Below are 16684 nucleotides of genomic sequence, written 5' to 3' on the forward strand. Positions count from 1 at the left end.
AATCAAATTAGGTAAAGGTGAATATGGGTAAAGCTCTCGTTATCGTTGAGTCCCCGGCAAAAGCCAAAACGATCAATAAGTATCTGGGTAATGACTACGTGGTGAAATCCAGCGTCGGTCATATCCGCGATTTGCCGACAAGTGGCTCAGCAACCAAAAAGAGCGCTGACTCTGCCTCCACCAAAACGGCGAAAAAGCCGAAAAAGGATGAACGCGGTGCGCTGGTAAATCGCATGGGCGTTGATCCATGGCATGACTGGGAAGCGCAGTACGAAGTGCTCCCGGGGAAAGAAAAGGTCGTTTCAGAGCTCAAACAGTTGGCCGAAAAAGCCGACCACATCTATCTCGCAACCGACCTTGACCGCGAAGGGGAAGCCATCGCATGGCACCTGCGGGAAGTGATCGGCGGTGATTACTCACGCTATAGCCGCGTGGTGTTTAACGAAATTACCAAGAATGCGATTCGTCAGGCGTTTGACACGCCGGGCGAACTGAATATTGACCGTGTGAACGCTCAGCAGGCGCGTCGTTTCGTTGACCGCGTTGTGGGTTACATGGTCTCTCCGCTGCTGTGGAAGAAAATTGCCCGTGGCCTTTCCGCAGGCCGCGTACAGTCAGTAGCTGTGCGTCTGGTTGTGGAACGCGAGCGTGAGATTAAAGCGTTTGTTCCGGAAGAATTCTGGGAAATTGACGCCAATACCACCACGCCTGCGGGTGAAGCACTGCCGCTTGAAGTGAGCCATCACCACGACAAACCTTTCCGTCCGGTAACTCGCGAAGAGACCATGTCGGCGGTGAGTCTGCTTGAGAAAGCGCGTTACAGCGTGCTTGAGCGTGAAGATAAGCCGACCAGCAGCAAGCCGGGCGCGCCCTTCATTACCTCTACGTTGCAGCAGGCGGCAAGCACACGTCTCGGTTACGGCGTGAAAAAAACCATGATGATGGCCCAGCGACTGTATGAAGCGGGTCACATCACCTATATGCGTACTGACTCCACCAACCTGAGCCAGGACGCGGTGAACATGGTTCGCGGCTATATCGGTGATAATTTTGGCAAGAAATACCTGCCGGAAAACCCGAATCAGTACGCCAGCAAAGAGAACTCGCAGGAAGCGCACGAAGCAATTCGTCCTTCCGACGTTGCCGTTCTTGCTGAATCGCTGAAGGACATGGAAGCCGACGCGCAGAAGCTGTATCAGCTTATCTGGCGTCAGTTTGTGGCCTGTCAGATGACACCGGCGCAGTATGATTCCACCACGCTGACCGTTGGCGCAGGTGACTTCAAACTGAAAGCCCGTGGTCGTACGCTGCGTTTCGACGGCTGGACGAAAGTGATGCCTGCGCTGCGTAAAGGTGATGAAGACAGAACGCTGCCGCCAGTACAGAAAGGCGATGCCCTGTCTCTGGTTGAGTTGCTGCCTGCGCAACACTTCACCAAACCGCCAGCACGTTTCAGCGAAGCCTCGCTGGTGAAAGAACTCGAAAAACGCGGTATTGGCCGTCCGTCGACCTATGCGTCAATTATCTCGACGATTCAGGATCGTGGTTATGTGCGCGTTGAAAACCGCCGTTTCTACGCTGAGAAGATGGGTGAGATTGTTACCGACCGTCTGGAAGAAAACTTCCGCGAGCTGATGAACTATGACTTCACCGCGCAGATGGAAAGCAGCCTTGACCAGGTCGCCAACCATCAGGCTGAGTGGAAACAGGTTCTTAACGACTTCTTCGGTGATTTCACCCGTCATCTTGAAGCCGCGGAAAAAGATCCTGAAGAGGGCGGCATGAAGCCGAACTCGATGATCCTGACCAGCATCGATTGCCCAACCTGCGGACGCAAGATGGGGATTCGTACGGCCAGCACCGGCGTGTTCCTGGGATGTTCTGGTTATGCGCTGCCACCGAAAGAGCGCTGCAAAACCACCATCAACCTGGTGCCGGAAAACGAAGTGCTGAACGTGCTGGAAGGCGATGACGCTGAGACCAACGCGCTGCGTGCCAAACGTCGTTGCGCGAAATGCGGCACGGCGATGGACAGCTACCTGATCGATCCGAAGCGTAAACTGCACGTCTGTGGTAACAACCCGACCTGCGATGGCTACGAAATCGAAGAGGGTGAGTTCCGCATTAAGGGTTACGACGGTCCAATCGTTGAGTGTGAGAAATGTGGTTCTGAAATGCACCTGAAAATGGGGCGCTTCGGTAAGTACATGGCGTGTACCAACGACGACTGCAAAAACACTCGTAAGATCCTGCGTAACGGTGAAGTGGCTCCGCCGAAAGAAGATCCGGTTCCGCTGCCAGAACTGCCTTGTGAAAAGTCTGACGCGTACTTCGTTCTGCGTGATGGTGCTGCGGGTGTCTTCCTTGCCGCGAACACCTTCCCGAAATCGCGTGAAACTCGTGCGCCGCTGGTGGAAGAGCTGTTCCGCTTCCGCGATCGTCTGCCGGAAAAACTGCGTTATCTGGCAGATGCGCCGCAGGAAGATCCACAGGGCAACAAAACCATGGTGCGTTTCAGCCGTAAAACGAAGCAGCAGTACGTGGCTTCCGAAAAAGAAGACGGCAAAGCCAGCGGCTGGTCTGCCTTCTTTATCGACGGAAAATGGCAGGAAGTGGCGAAGAAATAATCTCGCCTGAGAGCCAGAAAACACCGCTAAGGGCCGCATTGCGGCCCTTTTTATTCCTGCGTTATTATTTTTTATTCACATCTATACACATCCGGCATAAATGATATAGTGGTTATAGTTAACCACTTTCTTATTGTCAAATCGTATTAGGCATCACCGCCTTTACGCATGCGGATACCGGTCATGAAACTACAGCAACTCCGTTATATCGTTGAGGTTGTGAACCATAACCTTAACGTCTCCTCGACCGCCGAAGGGCTTTACACCTCGCAGCCGGGCATCAGTAAACAAGTTCGTATGCTTGAGGACGAACTGGGCATTCAAATCTTCGCTCGCAGCGGGAAGCATCTGACCCAGGTGACGCCAGCCGGGCAGGAGATCATCCGGATTGCGCGTGAAGTGCTGTCAAAAGTCGAAGCCATTAAGTCAGTGGCAGGTGAACACACCTGGCCAGACAAAGGTTCGCTGTATGTCGCCACAACGCACACTCAGGCGCGGTATGCGCTTCCTGGTGTGATTAAAGGCTTTATCGAGCGTTATCCTCGTGTGTCACTGCATATGCACCAGGGTTCGCCAACGCAGATTGCTGAGGCGGTCTCAAAAGGCAATGCTGATTTTGCGATTGCGACCGAAGCGCTGCATCTCTACGACGACCTGGTCATGTTGCCTTGTTATCACTGGAACCGTTCGATTGTGGTCACACCAGATCACCCGCTGGCCGGGAAAGGGTCGGTGACTATCGAAGAACTGGCGCAGTACCCGCTGGTCACCTACACCTTCGGTTTTACCGGGCGTTCCGAACTCGATACTGCGTTTAACCGTGCAGGACTAACGCCGCGCATTGTCTTTACCGCGACAGATGCAGATGTGATCAAAACCTACGTTCGGTTGGGGCTGGGAGTAGGGGTGATAGCCAGCATGGCTGTTGATCCTGTTTCTGATCCGGACCTGGTGAAGCTCGAAGCCAAAGACATTTTCAGCCACAGCACCACCAAAATTGGTTTCCGCCGCAGCACCTTCCTGCGCAGTTATATGTATGATTTTATTCAACGCTTCGCGCCGCACTTGACCCGTGATGTGGTGGATACGGCGGTCGCTTTACGCTCGAATGAAGATATTGAAGCGATGTTCAAAGATATTAAATTACCTGAGAAATAATCCCCTCAGTCATTATTGATATCCCCGGCCACGGGGATATCGTGAAACAGATCACTTAACGTGAATTAAAATCGCCCTCAGTTGCATTTCATCCCTCTCTGTCATCCTTTTCTAAAAAATCGAAAACCGGATAATGCAGTGTCAAACGGTAACAAAGTAGAAACTATTTTGCCGCTACGCAAATTTCTGTGACTCAATATTTATTTTCCGTCAAAGATTCAAGATTCACATACGGTCGATTCGTAAAATCGCTGGATTTTTGCTTACTTTTTAATTAGGATTTATCTCAATGACGATTACTTGTGCCGATTGGTTGGTGCAATAACGATAAGTGGTACCGATTGTATGAGGTTAGCAATGCCATCAGGACGTGAAGAACCGCAGCGGGATGCTGAGCTGAAGCGCAAAGCCTGGTTCGCGGTTTTCCTGGGCTCCGCTGTGTTTTGGGTCGTTGTTGCCCTGCTCATCTGGAAATATTGGGGTTAAAAATGGTCGTTTCTGGTCAGGGTGTATCAGTCAAGCCAGTGTGTCAGTCAAATGACAAACCACAGACGCGTAAAAAAGGGCCAGTGACCGTTCCACAGAGCTGGAAACTGACGTCTCAGCAACAGGCTTTTATTGATTCCTTTGCCGACGACGAAGATAAAAAACGCTAATTATTCCACCTGAAGTCGCTTTACTCTTTTGCTGTTATTTTTCTGTACTCGTTAATAAATACACCACAGCAATAACGCCATTGCCTGAAAAGGCATTAAAAATGAATAACTATGGGTATTTAATAATGAATACAAACCGTAGCATGAAATACTGGTCATGGATGGGGGCCTTTTCACTCTCAATCGTGTTCTGGTGTCAGCTGGTCTGGATGTTGACCAACTAATCTTCTAAAACCCGATGCTTGCATCGGGTTTTTCATTTCCGCAGGTAAAGTTTCTTCAGCATTTAGCATTTCGGGTTGTTATCAAAACGTTACGTAGATCGTGTGTTATCTTTAAAGACAGACCCTGAGGAGAGTCAGGGCTTCGCAATCCCTGTCATTAAGGAGGAGCTATGTCGTCAACCCTACGAGAAGCCAGTAAGGATACGCTGCAGGCCAAAGCAAAAACGTACCATTACTATAGCCTGCCGCTGGCCGCCAAAACCCTCGGTGATATTACCCGCCTGCCAAAATCACTGAAGGTCCTGCTTGAAAACCTGCTGCGCTGGCAGGACGGTGATTCCGTCACCGAAGAAGATATTCACGCTCTGGCGGGCTGGCTCAAAAACGCCCATGCTGACCGTGAAATTGCCTATCGTCCCGCCCGTGTTTTGATGCAGGATTTTACCGGTGTTCCCGCTGTCGTCGATTTGGCGGCGATGCGAGAGGCGGTTAAACGTCTCGGCGGCGATACCGCTAAAGTCAATCCACTTTCCCCCGTAGACCTGGTCATTGACCATTCTGTGACCGTCGATCACTTCGGCGATGATGACGCATTCGGTGAAAACGTGCGCCTCGAAATGGAGCGTAACCACGAGCGCTACGTATTCCTGCGCTGGGGCCAACAGGCTTTCAGTCGCTTCAGCGTTGTGCCACCAGGCACCGGCATTTGCCATCAGGTGAACCTTGAATACCTCGGCAAAGCCGTCTGGAGCGAAGAGCAAAACGGTGAATGGGTGGCGTACCCGGATACGCTGGTCGGCACTGATTCCCACACCACGATGATCAATGGACTGGGCGTGCTGGGCTGGGGCGTGGGCGGGATTGAAGCCGAGGCCGCCATGCTCGGCCAGCCTGTTTCCATGCTGATCCCTGATGTTGTCGGCTTCAAGCTGACCGGAAAATTACGTGAAGGCATCACCGCCACCGACCTGGTGTTAACCGTCACGCAAATGCTGCGTAAGCACGGTGTGGTCGGTAAATTTGTTGAATTCTACGGTGATGGGCTGGACTCTTTGCCGCTGGCTGACCGCGCGACGATTGCCAACATGTCTCCGGAATATGGGGCGACCTGCGGCTTCTTCCCGATTGACGGCGTGACGCTGGACTATATGCGTCTGAGCGGCCGCAGCGAAGAGCAGATTGAACTGGTGGAAGCCTATGCCAAAGCGCAGGGCATGTGGCGTAATACCGGGGATGAACCTGTCTTTACCAGCACGCTGGAACTGGATATGGGTGGTGTTGAGGCAAGCCTCGCTGGCCCGAAACGCCCGCAGGACAGAGTCGCTCTGGGCGATGTGCCCAGGGCGTTTGCGCAAAGCTCGGAGCTGGAACTCAACACCGCGCAAAAAGACCGCCAGCCGGTGGACTATACCCTGAACGGGCATCAATATCAGTTGCCCGATGGCGCGGTGGTTATTGCTGCAATCACCTCCTGTACCAACACGTCAAACCCAAGCGTGCTGATGGCAGCAGGGCTGCTGGCGAAGAAAGCCGTTAAGCTTGGGTTGCAACGTCAGCCATGGGTTAAAGCCTCGCTGGCACCGGGATCGAAAGTCGTTTCAGACTATCTGGCTCACGCCAAATTGACCCCGTATCTGGACGAGCTGGGTTTCAACCTGGTGGGTTATGGCTGCACCACTTGTATCGGTAACTCCGGCCCGCTACCGGACCCGATTGAAACCGCGATTAAAAAAGGCGACCTGACTGTCGGCGCCGTGCTTTCAGGCAACCGAAATTTCGAAGGGCGTATTCATCCGCTGGTCAAAACCAACTGGCTGGCTTCACCGCCGCTGGTGGTGGCCTATGCGCTGGCGGGCAACATGAATATTAACCTGATGAGCGATCCGCTGGGGCATGACCAAAAAGGCGACCCGGTTTACCTGAAAGACATCTGGCCGAGCGGTGCGGAAATTGCCCGGGCGGTGGAAGAAGTCTCGACTGAAATGTTCCACAAAGAGTATGCCGAGGTCTTTGAAGGCACGCCGGAGTGGAAAGAAATCAAGGTCGAACGTTCGGATACCTATGGCTGGCAGCATGATTCTACCTATATCCGTTTGTCGCCATTCTTCGATGAAATGGGCGTACAACCTGATCCGGTGGAAGACATTCACGGGGCGAGAATACTCGCCATGCTGGGTGATTCGGTCACCACGGACCACATTTCACCCGCGGGCAGCATCAAACCGGACAGTCCGGCAGGGCGCTATCTGCAAAATCACGGCGTCGAACGGCGGGATTTCAACTCCTATGGGTCACGGCGCGGCAACCACGAAGTGATGATGCGCGGTACTTTTGCCAATATCCGCATTCGTAATGAGATGGTGCCGGGCGTGGAAGGCGGCATGACGCGCCATCTGCCGGGGTCAGAAGTTATCTCAATTTACGATGCCGCGATGCGTTACAAGGAGCAGGGCACTCCGTTGGCGGTCATTGCCGGGAAAGAGTATGGTTCTGGCTCCAGCCGTGACTGGGCAGCGAAAGGCCCACGTCTGCTGGGCGTGCGGGTGGTGATCTCCGAGTCTTTTGAACGTATTCACCGTTCTAACTTAATCGGAATGGGGATTTTGCCGCTGGAATTTCCACAGGGCGTTACCCGCAAGACTCTGGCGCTGACCGGGGAAGAGCAGATTGACATTGCCGACCTGCAAAACCTCAAGCCAGGTGCTACGGTTCCGGTCACCCTGACGCGTGCTGACGGGAAAAAAGAGGTCATTGACTGTCGCTGCCGTATCGATACGGCGACGGAGTTGACCTACTACCAGAACGACGGGATCCTGCACTATGTGATCCGCAATATGCTGCATTAAATCGTGAAAAGCCGGATGGCGCTGGCGCTTATCCGGCTTACACAACCACTTTGCTGGCCGGGTAAGGCGTCAGTCGCCACCCGGCCTTTTTCTCAGAACATCACCGGCAAACCCAGCCCACGTTTCACCGCAACCAGCGTTTGCTGCGTTTTCTCATGTGCTTTCTCACTGCCTGCTTTTAGCAGCGTCATCAACATCTCTTTATCGACTATCAGCTCAGCACGACGCTGACGAACAGGGGCCAGCAACTCCTGCAGGCAGGTTTCCAGCTCATTCTTACATTGTCTGTCACCGAGCCCGCCTTGCTGATAATGAGCTTTCATGGCGGCGACTTTACTGCTGTCAGGGTGGAAGGCATCCAGATAAGTGAACACCACATTGCCCTCAATTTGCCCTGGATCACTGACCCGCAGATGGCCTGGGTCGGTGTACATAGCGCCCACGGCTTTATGAATTTCCTCTTCACTGGCAGACAGCGTCAGCGTGTTGCCCAGCGATTTCGACATTTTGGCATTGCCGTCAATGCCCGGCAGACGGCTGACCGGGCTGAGCAGCGCTTTACAGTGGCGTAAGACAGGCTGCGGAAGCAGGCTATTCATCTTGTGTACGATTTCATTGGTTTGCTCGATCATCGGCAACTGGTCATCGCCCACAGGCACAAGGTCGGCCCCGAAAGCGGTGATATCTGCCGCCTGGCTTATCGGGTAAACCAGAAAGCCCGCAGGCAGCGAACGAGAAAATCCCTTTTGCTGGATTTCGTTTTTCACCGTGGGATTACGCTCAACGCGAGAGACCGTCACGATATTCATATACAGCATCGTGAGTTCGGCCAGGGCAGGCAGAGCGGACTGCAGGCAAATCGTTGAAAGCTGAGGATCAATGCCGACGGCCAGGTAATCAGCCATCACTTCCAGCACGTTACGGGTGATTTTTTCCGGCTGTGAGCCGTTGTCGGTCAGCCCCTGCAAATCGGCAATCAGAATGTATTGCGGATGCTGGGTCTGTAACTCAACACGCTGGCGCAGTGAGCCGACATAATGCCCGAGATGCAGCTGGCCTGTCGGGCGATCGCCGGTGAGGATCAGGTGAGAATGTTCAGTTTGCTGTGTCATCAGAAGCTCCTTTATTGCAGCCGGAGAGCGGTTCTGTAGACAGAAAGGACGCCTTCCGGCGGCCTGAGATAAAAAAGAATAGGGGAAATCAGGCTGCCTGGTTTAAGGCTGCCACCAACGAAGGGAGAGGTGAGAGACGATTACGGATTCGCTGTTCATTCCCTAAAAGTACGCTAAAACTGCCAGCCCGACAATAAACAACACTTCAACGTTTTAATGAACGATGCGGCGCGCCGTTTCATAACGTGGTGCCCAGTAGGGATTGTCGAGTCGGGAAATGGTGACGCCGACCTTCTGCGAAGCATGGATGAACTGTTTATCACCGATGTAAACGCCGACGTGTGGAACACGTGGTGACGATTTGAAAAAAACCAGATCGCCAACGCGGAGTTCATGTTTACTCACCTTCATGCTTTTTGCTTTTTGCTGATGCGTGGTACGCGGCAGGGCGATGTGCTGAGAAAAGATCTTCTGCACTAAAGCTGAACAGTCGATACCGCGCCGGGTGTTGCCGCCAAGATTGTAGGGTGTGCCTTGCCACTGAGCATACTGGCGCAGCAGGGCGGTTTTCAGGCCGGAACCCTGACGCGAAGAAACCTGCCCGGCAGTGGACTGGTTGAGGGTGGTCATTTTGGTTGGCAAATTCAGGGCATGAACCGATGAAGCAGCAAAGGCCAGAATAAAAATCAAAACAGCAGAAGTCAGCGTAGTTGAAAAAGACATAACGAAATCACGACACAATCAGGAAAAAGGATCCATAAGCAACGACCTGTAAGACGTGAGAAGATCATACCAACTGTCTGTTTTTTACTCAGGGCAATAAAGGGACAAGTTTGGTGCTAATTCCTGGCGCTGTAACCTGCACAACACTTGCGTTTAACGAAGGGAAAACATGAGGCGAGGGAAGCCAAAGTGAAGATAACGAAATCATGACAAAAACGGGCGGTACCTGAGATACCGCCGGAACATCAGTTACCGAGAAGATGGCCCATCTTAGCGGCTTTGGTATCAAGATAATGTGCGTTTTTCGGGTTGCGGCCAACGATGAGCGGCACGCGCTCAACGATGTTGATCCCCGCTTCAGACAAGATCTGAACCTTCTTCGGGTTGTTGGTCAGCAGGCGAACTTCATCCACGCCCAGCAGTTTGAACATGTCGGCGCAGAGGGTGAAGTCTCGTTCGTCAGCAGCAAAACCTAACTGATGGTTTGCTTCAACGGTGTCATAGCCTTGATCCTGCAACGCATAAGCGCGGATTTTATTCAGCAGACCAATATTGCGACCTTCCTGGCGATGATAAAGCAGCACGCCACGGCCCTCTTCCGCAATGTGGGTCAGCGCCGCTTCAAGCTGGAAACCACAGTCACAGCGCAGGCTGAACAGTGCATCGCCCGTCAGGCATTCAGAGTGAACACGAGCCAGCACAGGGGTTTGACCTGCGATATCGCCGAACACCAGCGCGACATGATCCTGACCGGTTGCCAGTTCTTCAAAACCCACCATCAGGAAATCGCCCCAGGGGGTTGGCAGTTTGGCTTCTGCCACACGTTTAAGCTGCATGTGATTCTCCAGATTATATCGGCATGCAAGTGCCTTCTGTTTGCGCTCATTTTGCCACAACGCGCAAGCTTCACCTAATAGCTGACAGCTATCTGCTGTTTAAGCGCACAATTCGGCATCCTTCACCGATGTGACGATTTTCAGTTATGATTGTGATGTTTAAGGAAAAAGGAGATGTGATGCTCTCAATCGCCAAACGCACGGCCGTCGGCACGGCGCTTTTGCTTGTGATGCCCGTCGCAGTATGGATTTCCGGCTGGCACTGGCAGCCAGGCAATAACAGCTGGTGGCTAAAAGCGCTCTACTGGGTGACGGAAACCGTGACTCAACCCTGGGGCATTATTACTCACGTCATTCTTTGCGCCTGGTTGTTGTGGTGCCTGCGTTTTCGCCTTCGGGCCGCCCTGGTGCTGTTTCTTATTCTTGCCGGGGCTATTTTGATCGGGCAGGGCGTGAAGTCCTGGATTAAAGAGCGAGTGCAGGAGCCGCGTCCTTACGTTATCTGGCTTGAAAAAACGCAGCAGATGCCGGTGGAGGCGTTCTACACTTTAAAACGCCATCAGCGTGCGCAACTGGTGCAGCAGCAGCTTGAAAACCGAAATGATTTACCTGAGTTTTTGCGCCATCACTGGCAGGTGGAAACGGGCTTCGCCTTCCCGTCGGGCCATACCATGTTTGCTGCGAGCTGGGCGTTGTTGGCCGTTGGTTTGTTATGGCCTCGCCGCAGAACGATAACCATCGCTGTGCTACTGGTGTGGGCGATAGCCGTCATGGGCAGTCGACTGCTGTTGGGGATGCACTGGCCACGTGATTTAGTGGTGGCAACACTGATCTCCGGGCTGTTAGTGACGTTCGCGACCTGGCTTGCACAAAAATTCTGTGGGCCACTGACGCCGCCGGCAGAAGAGGCAAGGGAAATCCGAAAGCGCGAGTCCGAAGAGTAGCTGCGGTTGATTTTGCAGACTTTCGCCCATAAATCGACCCTGTGCGGCACGCTTGCCAGTTTCGCCTTTGCGGCGAAGATGGTACTTTATAAGGCTGGATGCAGCAGATTGAACAGTCTTTATTCACATAAACCACATAACGGGAAGTCATGTGAAATATTTACTCATTTTCTTATTGGTGCTGGCGATTTTCGTCATCTCGGTCACCCTGGGCGCGCAAAACGATCAACAGGTGACGTTCAACTATCTGCTGGCGCAGGGCGAGTTTCGTATCTCTACGCTGTTAGCGGTTCTTTTTGCTGCAGGTTTTGCTATTGGCTGGCTGGTGTGTGGTCTGTTCTGGCTGCGTACCCGCGTTTCATTGCTGCGTGCAGAACGCAAAATCAAACGTCTTGAGCAACAAATTGCCCCGGCGACCCCTGTCCCGACTGCGCCGGCCGTTCCGGCGGTGAAGGAATAATTCTCTATGCTGGAGTTGTTGTTTCTGCTTTTGCCTGTCGCCGCCGCGTATGGCTGGTACATGGGCCGCAGAAGTGCACAACAGTCCAAACAGGACGATGCTAACCGTCTGTCCCGCGATTACGTCGCGGGCGTTAACTTCCTGCTGAGCAATCAGCAAGACAAAGCCGTAGACCTGTTCCTCGACATGCTGAAAGAGGACACCGGCACCGTTGAAGCTCACCTGACTCTCGGTAACCTTTTCCGCTCTCGTGGTGAAGTAGACCGTGCCATTCGTATTCACCAGACGCTGATGGAAAGTGCTTCATTAACCTACGATCAGCGTTTGTTGGCCGTGCAGCAGTTGGGCCGCGATTATATGGCCGCAGGCCTGTACGATCGCGCGGAAGATATGTTCAGCCAACTGGTCGACGAAACGGATTTTCGTATCAGCGCACTGCAACAGCTGCTGCAAATCTATCAGGCCACCAGCGACTGGCAAAAGGCCATCGACACCGCTGAACGTCTGGTGAAACTGGGCAAAGAAAAGCACCGTCCTGAAATCGCACACTTCTGGTGCGAGCTGGCCTTGCAGCAAATGGGCAATGACGACATGGAAAAAGCCATGACGTTACTGAAAAAAGGCGCCGCCGCAGACCGCAACAGCGCACGCATCTCCATCATGATGGGGCGGGTGTGGATGGCAAAAGGCGATTACGCCAAAGCCGTAGAATCCCTCCAGCGCGTTATCGACCAGGACAGAGAGCTCGTCAGCGAAACGCTCGAAATGCTGCAAACCTGCTATCAACAGTTGGGCAAAGACGCTGAGTGGGAACATTTCCTGCGGCGTGCGGTGGAAGAAAATACCGGCGCCACGGCGGAGCTGATGCTGGCGCAAATCATGGAACAGCGTGAAGGCGCAGATACGGCTCAAACGTACGTAACCCGCCAGTTGCAACGCCATCCCACCATGCGCGTGTTCCACAAGCTGATGGATTATCACCTGAATGAAGCGGAAGAAGGGCGCGCGAAAGAGAGCCTGATGGTGCTTCGTGACATGGTTGGCGAGCAGGTACGCAGCAAACCCCGCTATCGCTGTCAGAAATGCGGCTTCACGGCTTACACCCTCTATTGGCACTGCCCATCCTGTCGTGCCTGGTCCACTGTAAAACCTATCCGCGGCTTAGACGGCCAGTAATTTTTAAAAACGCCCTTATTAGTTACAACATACTTATTAATTACAGGAAGAGCTGAATTTGGCATCGTGCAAGCCTTTGTCAGGCAGGGAAGTTCTGCCGTGATTGCAGCCTGTCAATTTCGCCACTTCGCAGGTAGAATGCACGCCGTTTACCGTTTTTTCGCCGGTTGCGGCCCATCAACAAGAAGGTCTGGTCATGACGTCTGAATCCCGTATTGTTACATCCTCTCCCGTTGTTGTTGCCCTTGATTACGCCAATCGCGACAAGGCGCTGGCCTTTGTCGACAGAATCGACCCACGCGATTGCCGTCTTAAAGTCGGGAAAGAGATGTTTACCCTGTTTGGACCACAGTTCGTCCGTGATCTGCAACAGCGCGGCTTCGACATCTTCCTCGACCTGAAATTTCACGATATTCCCAATACGACGGCACATGCTGTCGCTGCAGCCGCAGACCTTGGCGTGTGGATGGTGAACGTCCATGCTTCTGGCGGCGCACGCATGATGACAGCGGCACGCGAAGCGCTGTTACCTTTTGGTAAAGATGCGCCATTGCTGATTGCGGTGACTGTGCTGACCAGCATGGAAGCCAGCGATTTACAGGATTTGGGCATCACGCTTTCTCCCGCAGATCATGCGGCGAAACTCGCAGCCCTGACGCAACGTTGTGGTTTAGACGGCGTGGTGTGTTCCGCGCAGGAAGCGGTGCGTTTCAAGCAGGAATTAGGGCAGGCCTTTAAACTCGTCACCCCGGGTATTCGCCCGGCAGGTAGCGAAGCCGGTGACCAGCGCCGTATCATGACGCCGGAGCAGGCACAGGCCGCTGGCGTAGACTATATGGTTATTGGTCGCCCAGTGACGCAATCGGAAGATCCTGCCCTGACCCTGCGTCAGATTAATGCATCGCTTGTGAAGGAGGCCTGATGAACGACAGTAACAGCCGTCTGGTGTATTCCACCGACAGTGGGCGTATTGCCGAAGAGAAAACCGCACCAGAACGCCCAAAAGGGGACGGAATTGTGCGTATTCAGCGCCAGACGAGCGGCCGTAAAGGGAAGGGCGTTTGCCTGGTTACCGGCATCGATGCAGACGACGCAGAGCTGATCAAAATCGCCGCTGAGTTAAAGAAAAAATGTGGCTGCGGCGGTTCAGTGAAAGACGGCATTATTGAGATTCAGGGTGATAAGCGTGACCTGATTAAATCTCTGCTGGAAGCCAAAGGAATGAAAGTCAAACTGGCGGGCGGTTAAAATAACAAGGGCTACGCAATGCGTGGCCCTTGTTTTACCGGAACGAATGTTTGGTGCGTAAGTCAGACCTGAATATCGTTATCTTTATTATTTCCCGCGAAGGGGATTATTTGCCTACCTGGTGGCCGATAATACCACCCACTGCTGCACCACCCAGCGTACCCAGGGTGCTGCCGTCAGTCAGTACCGCACCACCAAGAGCACCGGCACCGGCACCAATAGCGGTATTACGATCTCGTTTAGACCAGTTAGAACATGCGCTCAGAGACATGGCCAGGGTCACGGCCAGAACAGCCGCAGTCATTTTTTTGCTCATTGAAGTCATAAAGTTTTCTCCTGAATAATTCATCCACGAAAACGTCTTACCCTCAGTGATAACCACTGCCATAACGTAAGCGTTCATGGAGCATGTTGCGCAGGTGTTACTTAAATCACGCAAGTGATAGTCACTTCCTGTTATATCGCTAACATTAATTTTACGTCCTGGGGAGAGAACCGGGAGGTTAAAAACTCTTAATTGGCGGGTAGGAACAGTCTGAGATATGACAGAATGTTGTGAAATGAAACAGATAAAACTGCCATACGCCCTAAATGAAAAACCCTCGCAGGCGAGGGTCAGAACTCAGGAGCGTGGAATAATGTCTACCGTTAGACCCGCCATCTCTAACTGACGCTGCTGTACGGCAGACAGCCCGTCGTCGGTGATGACCCGGTTAAATTTACTGGAAGGGCCAAGCGGGTAAGGATGAATGGCCCCGAACTTGGAGCTGTCGCTCAGGACGATGGATTCACAGCCCTTATCGAGCACGGCACTCACCACATCAGCACGCATCATATCGCGGCCAGTAAAGCCGGTTTCCTGCTGCCAGCCATCCACACCGATAAACGCTTTGCTGAAATGCACCTGCTGAATGTACTGGCGGGTGAGTGGCCCAACCATACTCTCACTTTTCTTCTGGTAGATGCCACCCAGCAGAATCACTTCCCCTGGCGTTTCTTTTAGCAAATGCGCGATGTAACTGCTCACCGTGATAATGGTGATACCTGGCTGTTCTGCCAGCGCACGAGCCAAAAGCGCGTTGCTGCTGCCGTTTTCGATAAACACCGTTTCGCCCGGGCTCACGAGCTTCGCGGCAAAAGCAGCAAGCACACGCTTAAGCGAAAAGTTGTTCATCATACGCGTTTCGACATCTTCGCTGTCCAGCGGGACGGCAAAGCCGTGAGTACGACGCAGATAGCTCTGCTTCTCAAGCAGATTCAGATCCTGACGAATGGTCACTTCTGAAACCCCGGTCATCCGGGAAAGATCGGCAACGCTCATGCGGCCTTTGTCGATCACCATTTGTAAAATAGATTGTTGTCTGGTGTTCATATCAAGATCGTGGCTGTTCTCAAATTTCCCATGGGGATTTCGGCTGGGCAGAAGGGGACTCTTGCTCGCCGGACGGCTGGGCCAATAATTCCGCTTTCAGTATTTCCAGATTCTTAATCGCGGAGTGGTTATCTCCCGCTACCAGAATATCCAGTACGGTATCAATACGTTGAGCTAACTGGCGCGCATCAAGGTTGGACATAGGCAATCCTGAAAGAAAAGTAATAAAAATCAATGATGCAAAAAATGGCGGTAAAAGAGAAGCGGAAAATGTATTGGCGGTAAAACACATAACATTAAATTATAAATTACTACCACCGCATTCCTGCTCCAAATGGCCTGGATTAGTCTGAAGAAGCGCGCAACGCGCTTTTTTCTATGAGGAATAGATGATGACCGTGATTAATCAGCCTGGCTGTAAATGGTTTACCAATACTGAACGATTCACCCAGCTCTCTGCCTACTATGAGGAGGAGCGTCGTACCGTCTGGATGATGTTGCGAGCCCAGCCGCGACCCTGCTTCAATCATATGCTGATTGAAGAAATCATGAACCTTTCGTGGCTGGTTAAACAGCAGGGGTTTGAGGTCGATTTTTGGGTCACTGGCTCACTGGTGTCGGGGATCTACAACACCGGAGGCGATTTGCGTTTCTTCGTGGAATGCATTCGTCACGGGCGGCGAGAGGCGCTTCGCTCCTATGCCCGCGCCTGTGTTGACTGTGTGCATGCGGCATCCCGCGCTTTTGATACCGGCGCTATCAGCATTGCGATGATAGAAGGAAGCGCATTGGGTGGCGGGTTTGAAGCGGCGCTGGCGCACCATTTCGTTCTTGCCCAGCGCGATGCCCGGATGGGATTTCCTGAAATCGCCTTCAATCTGTTTCCCGGCATGGGCGGTTACTCCCTGGTGAGCCGTCGTTCAGGCATGAAACTGGCCGAGCAACTGATTTACCGGGGGGAAGCTCATACTGCGGAATGGCACGAGCAGCGAGGCCTGGTGGACGTGCTGTTTGAACCCGGGAGCAGCTATGTCTCGACGAGAACGTTTATTGACACGCTGTTGCCTAAACTGAATGGCGTCAGAGCCATGTTACGCGCGCGCCAGCGTGTGTTGACCTTGCCCCGAAGCGAATTGATGGATATCACGGAAGACTGGGTCGACGCGGCGTTCTGTCTGCAAGAGAAAGACATTGCCTACATGGAGCGTCTGGTCCTGTTGCAAAATCGCCACACGCAAGCCGCGTTGCGTAAAGCCAGTTAGTGAACAGGTTAGTCTGAAAGGGGGCATTGATTGCCCCTGT

Annotated in this window: 18 protein-coding genes; 12 read left to right on the forward strand and 6 right to left on the reverse strand. The window is 52.9% G+C overall.

Features of this window, described 5'->3' with window-relative positions:
• Positions 1-23 precede the first annotated feature (23 nt).
• The 6 genes from topA to acnA all read left to right on the forward strand — a co-directional run bounded on the left by topA (position 24) and on the right by acnA (position 7511).
• On the forward strand, positions 24-2627 hold the full coding sequence (topA, locus tag ACRCWW_RS18125) for a type I DNA topoisomerase (protein ID WP_438683633.1): 2604 nt from the start codon (positions 24-26) through the stop codon (positions 2625-2627).
• A 183-nt stretch (positions 2628-2810) separates the two neighbouring features.
• Complete coding sequence (gene cysB, locus ACRCWW_RS18130; protein ID WP_154157846.1) at positions 2811-3785, forward strand: HTH-type transcriptional regulator CysB; 975 nt, start codon at positions 2811-2813, stop codon at positions 3783-3785.
• A gap of 345 nt (positions 3786-4130) precedes the next feature.
• On the forward strand, positions 4131-4271 hold the full coding sequence (locus ACRCWW_RS18135) for a YmiA family putative membrane protein (protein WP_438683634.1): 141 nt from the start codon (positions 4131-4133) through the stop codon (positions 4269-4271).
• A 2-nt stretch (positions 4272-4273) separates the two neighbouring features.
• Positions 4274-4441, forward strand: coding sequence for a hypothetical protein (locus ACRCWW_RS18140; protein WP_438683635.1), 168 nt, complete (start codon positions 4274-4276; stop codon positions 4439-4441).
• Positions 4442-4566: 125 nt separating this feature from the next.
• Positions 4567-4665 carry a small membrane protein YmiC gene (ymiC, locus tag ACRCWW_RS18145; RefSeq protein ID WP_438683636.1) on the forward strand — a complete coding sequence of 33 codons (99 nt, stop codon included), beginning with the start codon at positions 4567-4569 and terminating at the stop codon, positions 4663-4665.
• Positions 4666-4835: 170 nt separating this feature from the next.
• The gene (acnA, locus tag ACRCWW_RS18150) at positions 4836-7511 is read left to right on the forward strand and encodes an aconitate hydratase AcnA (protein WP_438683637.1); all 2676 of its coding nucleotides are present in this window, start codon (positions 4836-4838) and stop codon (positions 7509-7511) included.
• Between the two features lie 92 nt (positions 7512-7603).
• On the opposite strand, the gene trpS is transcribed toward acnA, so the two are convergent.
• The 3 genes from trpS to ribA all read right to left on the reverse strand — a co-directional run bounded on the left by trpS (position 7604) and on the right by ribA (position 10182).
• Positions 7604-8623 carry a tryptophan--tRNA ligase gene (trpS, locus tag ACRCWW_RS18155; protein WP_438683638.1) on the reverse strand — a complete coding sequence of 340 codons (1020 nt, stop codon included), beginning with the start codon at positions 8621-8623 and terminating at the stop codon, positions 7604-7606.
• 213 nt (positions 8624-8836) lie between these two features.
• Positions 8837-9346 carry an NlpC/P60 family protein gene (locus ACRCWW_RS18160; protein WP_438683639.1) on the reverse strand — a complete coding sequence of 170 codons (510 nt, stop codon included), beginning with the start codon at positions 9344-9346 and terminating at the stop codon, positions 8837-8839.
• A gap of 245 nt (positions 9347-9591) precedes the next feature.
• Positions 9592-10182 (reverse strand): GTP cyclohydrolase II, encoded by a 591-nt coding sequence (gene ribA / locus ACRCWW_RS18165; protein WP_438683640.1) that lies wholly within the window; start codon positions 10180-10182, stop codon positions 9592-9594.
• A gap of 179 nt (positions 10183-10361) precedes the next feature.
• Between ribA and pgpB the strand changes: the two genes are divergently transcribed.
• The 5 genes from pgpB (at position 10362) to yciH (ending at position 14010) form a co-directional block, all read left to right on the forward strand.
• The gene (pgpB, locus tag ACRCWW_RS18170) at positions 10362-11126 is read left to right on the forward strand and encodes a phosphatidylglycerophosphatase B (RefSeq protein ID WP_438683641.1); all 765 of its coding nucleotides are present in this window, start codon (positions 10362-10364) and stop codon (positions 11124-11126) included.
• Positions 11127-11277: 151 nt separating this feature from the next.
• Positions 11278-11586 carry a LapA family protein gene (locus ACRCWW_RS18175; protein WP_404656013.1) on the forward strand — a complete coding sequence of 103 codons (309 nt, stop codon included), beginning with the start codon at positions 11278-11280 and terminating at the stop codon, positions 11584-11586.
• A 6-nt stretch (positions 11587-11592) separates the two neighbouring features.
• A complete protein-coding gene (gene lapB / locus ACRCWW_RS18180) occupies positions 11593-12762 on the forward strand; it encodes a lipopolysaccharide assembly protein LapB (RefSeq protein ID WP_438683642.1) in 1170 nt (389 codons plus the stop codon).
• Between the two features lie 196 nt (positions 12763-12958).
• On the forward strand, positions 12959-13684 hold the full coding sequence (pyrF, locus tag ACRCWW_RS18185) for an orotidine-5'-phosphate decarboxylase (RefSeq protein ID WP_404656462.1): 726 nt from the start codon (positions 12959-12961) through the stop codon (positions 13682-13684).
• Entirely contained in the window at positions 13684-14010 is a 327-nt protein-coding gene (yciH, locus tag ACRCWW_RS18190; protein ID WP_438683643.1) for a stress response translation initiation inhibitor YciH, read from the forward strand. The genes pyrF and yciH overlap by 1 nt, the downstream gene beginning before the upstream one ends.
• Positions 14011-14116: 106 nt before the next feature.
• Here yciH and osmB read toward each other — a convergent pair whose 3' ends face one another.
• The 3 genes from osmB to ACRCWW_RS18205 form a co-directional block, all read right to left on the reverse strand.
• Positions 14117-14335 carry an osmotically-inducible lipoprotein OsmB gene (osmB, locus tag ACRCWW_RS18195; protein ID WP_330981884.1) on the reverse strand — a complete coding sequence of 73 codons (219 nt, stop codon included), beginning with the start codon at positions 14333-14335 and terminating at the stop codon, positions 14117-14119.
• A 297-nt stretch (positions 14336-14632) separates the two neighbouring features.
• A complete protein-coding gene (yciT, locus tag ACRCWW_RS18200; protein ID WP_438683644.1) occupies positions 14633-15382 on the reverse strand; it encodes a DNA-binding transcriptional regulator YciT in 750 nt (249 codons plus the stop codon).
• A gap of 19 nt (positions 15383-15401) precedes the next feature.
• Positions 15402-15584, reverse strand: a complete 183-nt coding sequence (locus ACRCWW_RS18205) for a YciZ family protein (RefSeq protein ID WP_438683645.1) — start codon at positions 15582-15584, stop codon at positions 15402-15404.
• 190 nt (positions 15585-15774) lie between these two features.
• Between ACRCWW_RS18205 and ACRCWW_RS18210 the strand changes: the two genes are divergently transcribed.
• Entirely contained in the window at positions 15775-16644 is an 870-nt protein-coding gene (locus ACRCWW_RS18210; RefSeq protein ID WP_438683646.1) for a crotonase/enoyl-CoA hydratase family protein, read from the forward strand.
• Positions 16645-16684 lie beyond the last annotated feature (40 nt).

Origin of the sequence: Scandinavium sp., from assembly GCF_051650185.1 — a bacterium.
Lineage (GTDB): Bacteria > Pseudomonadota > Gammaproteobacteria > Enterobacterales > Enterobacteriaceae > Scandinavium.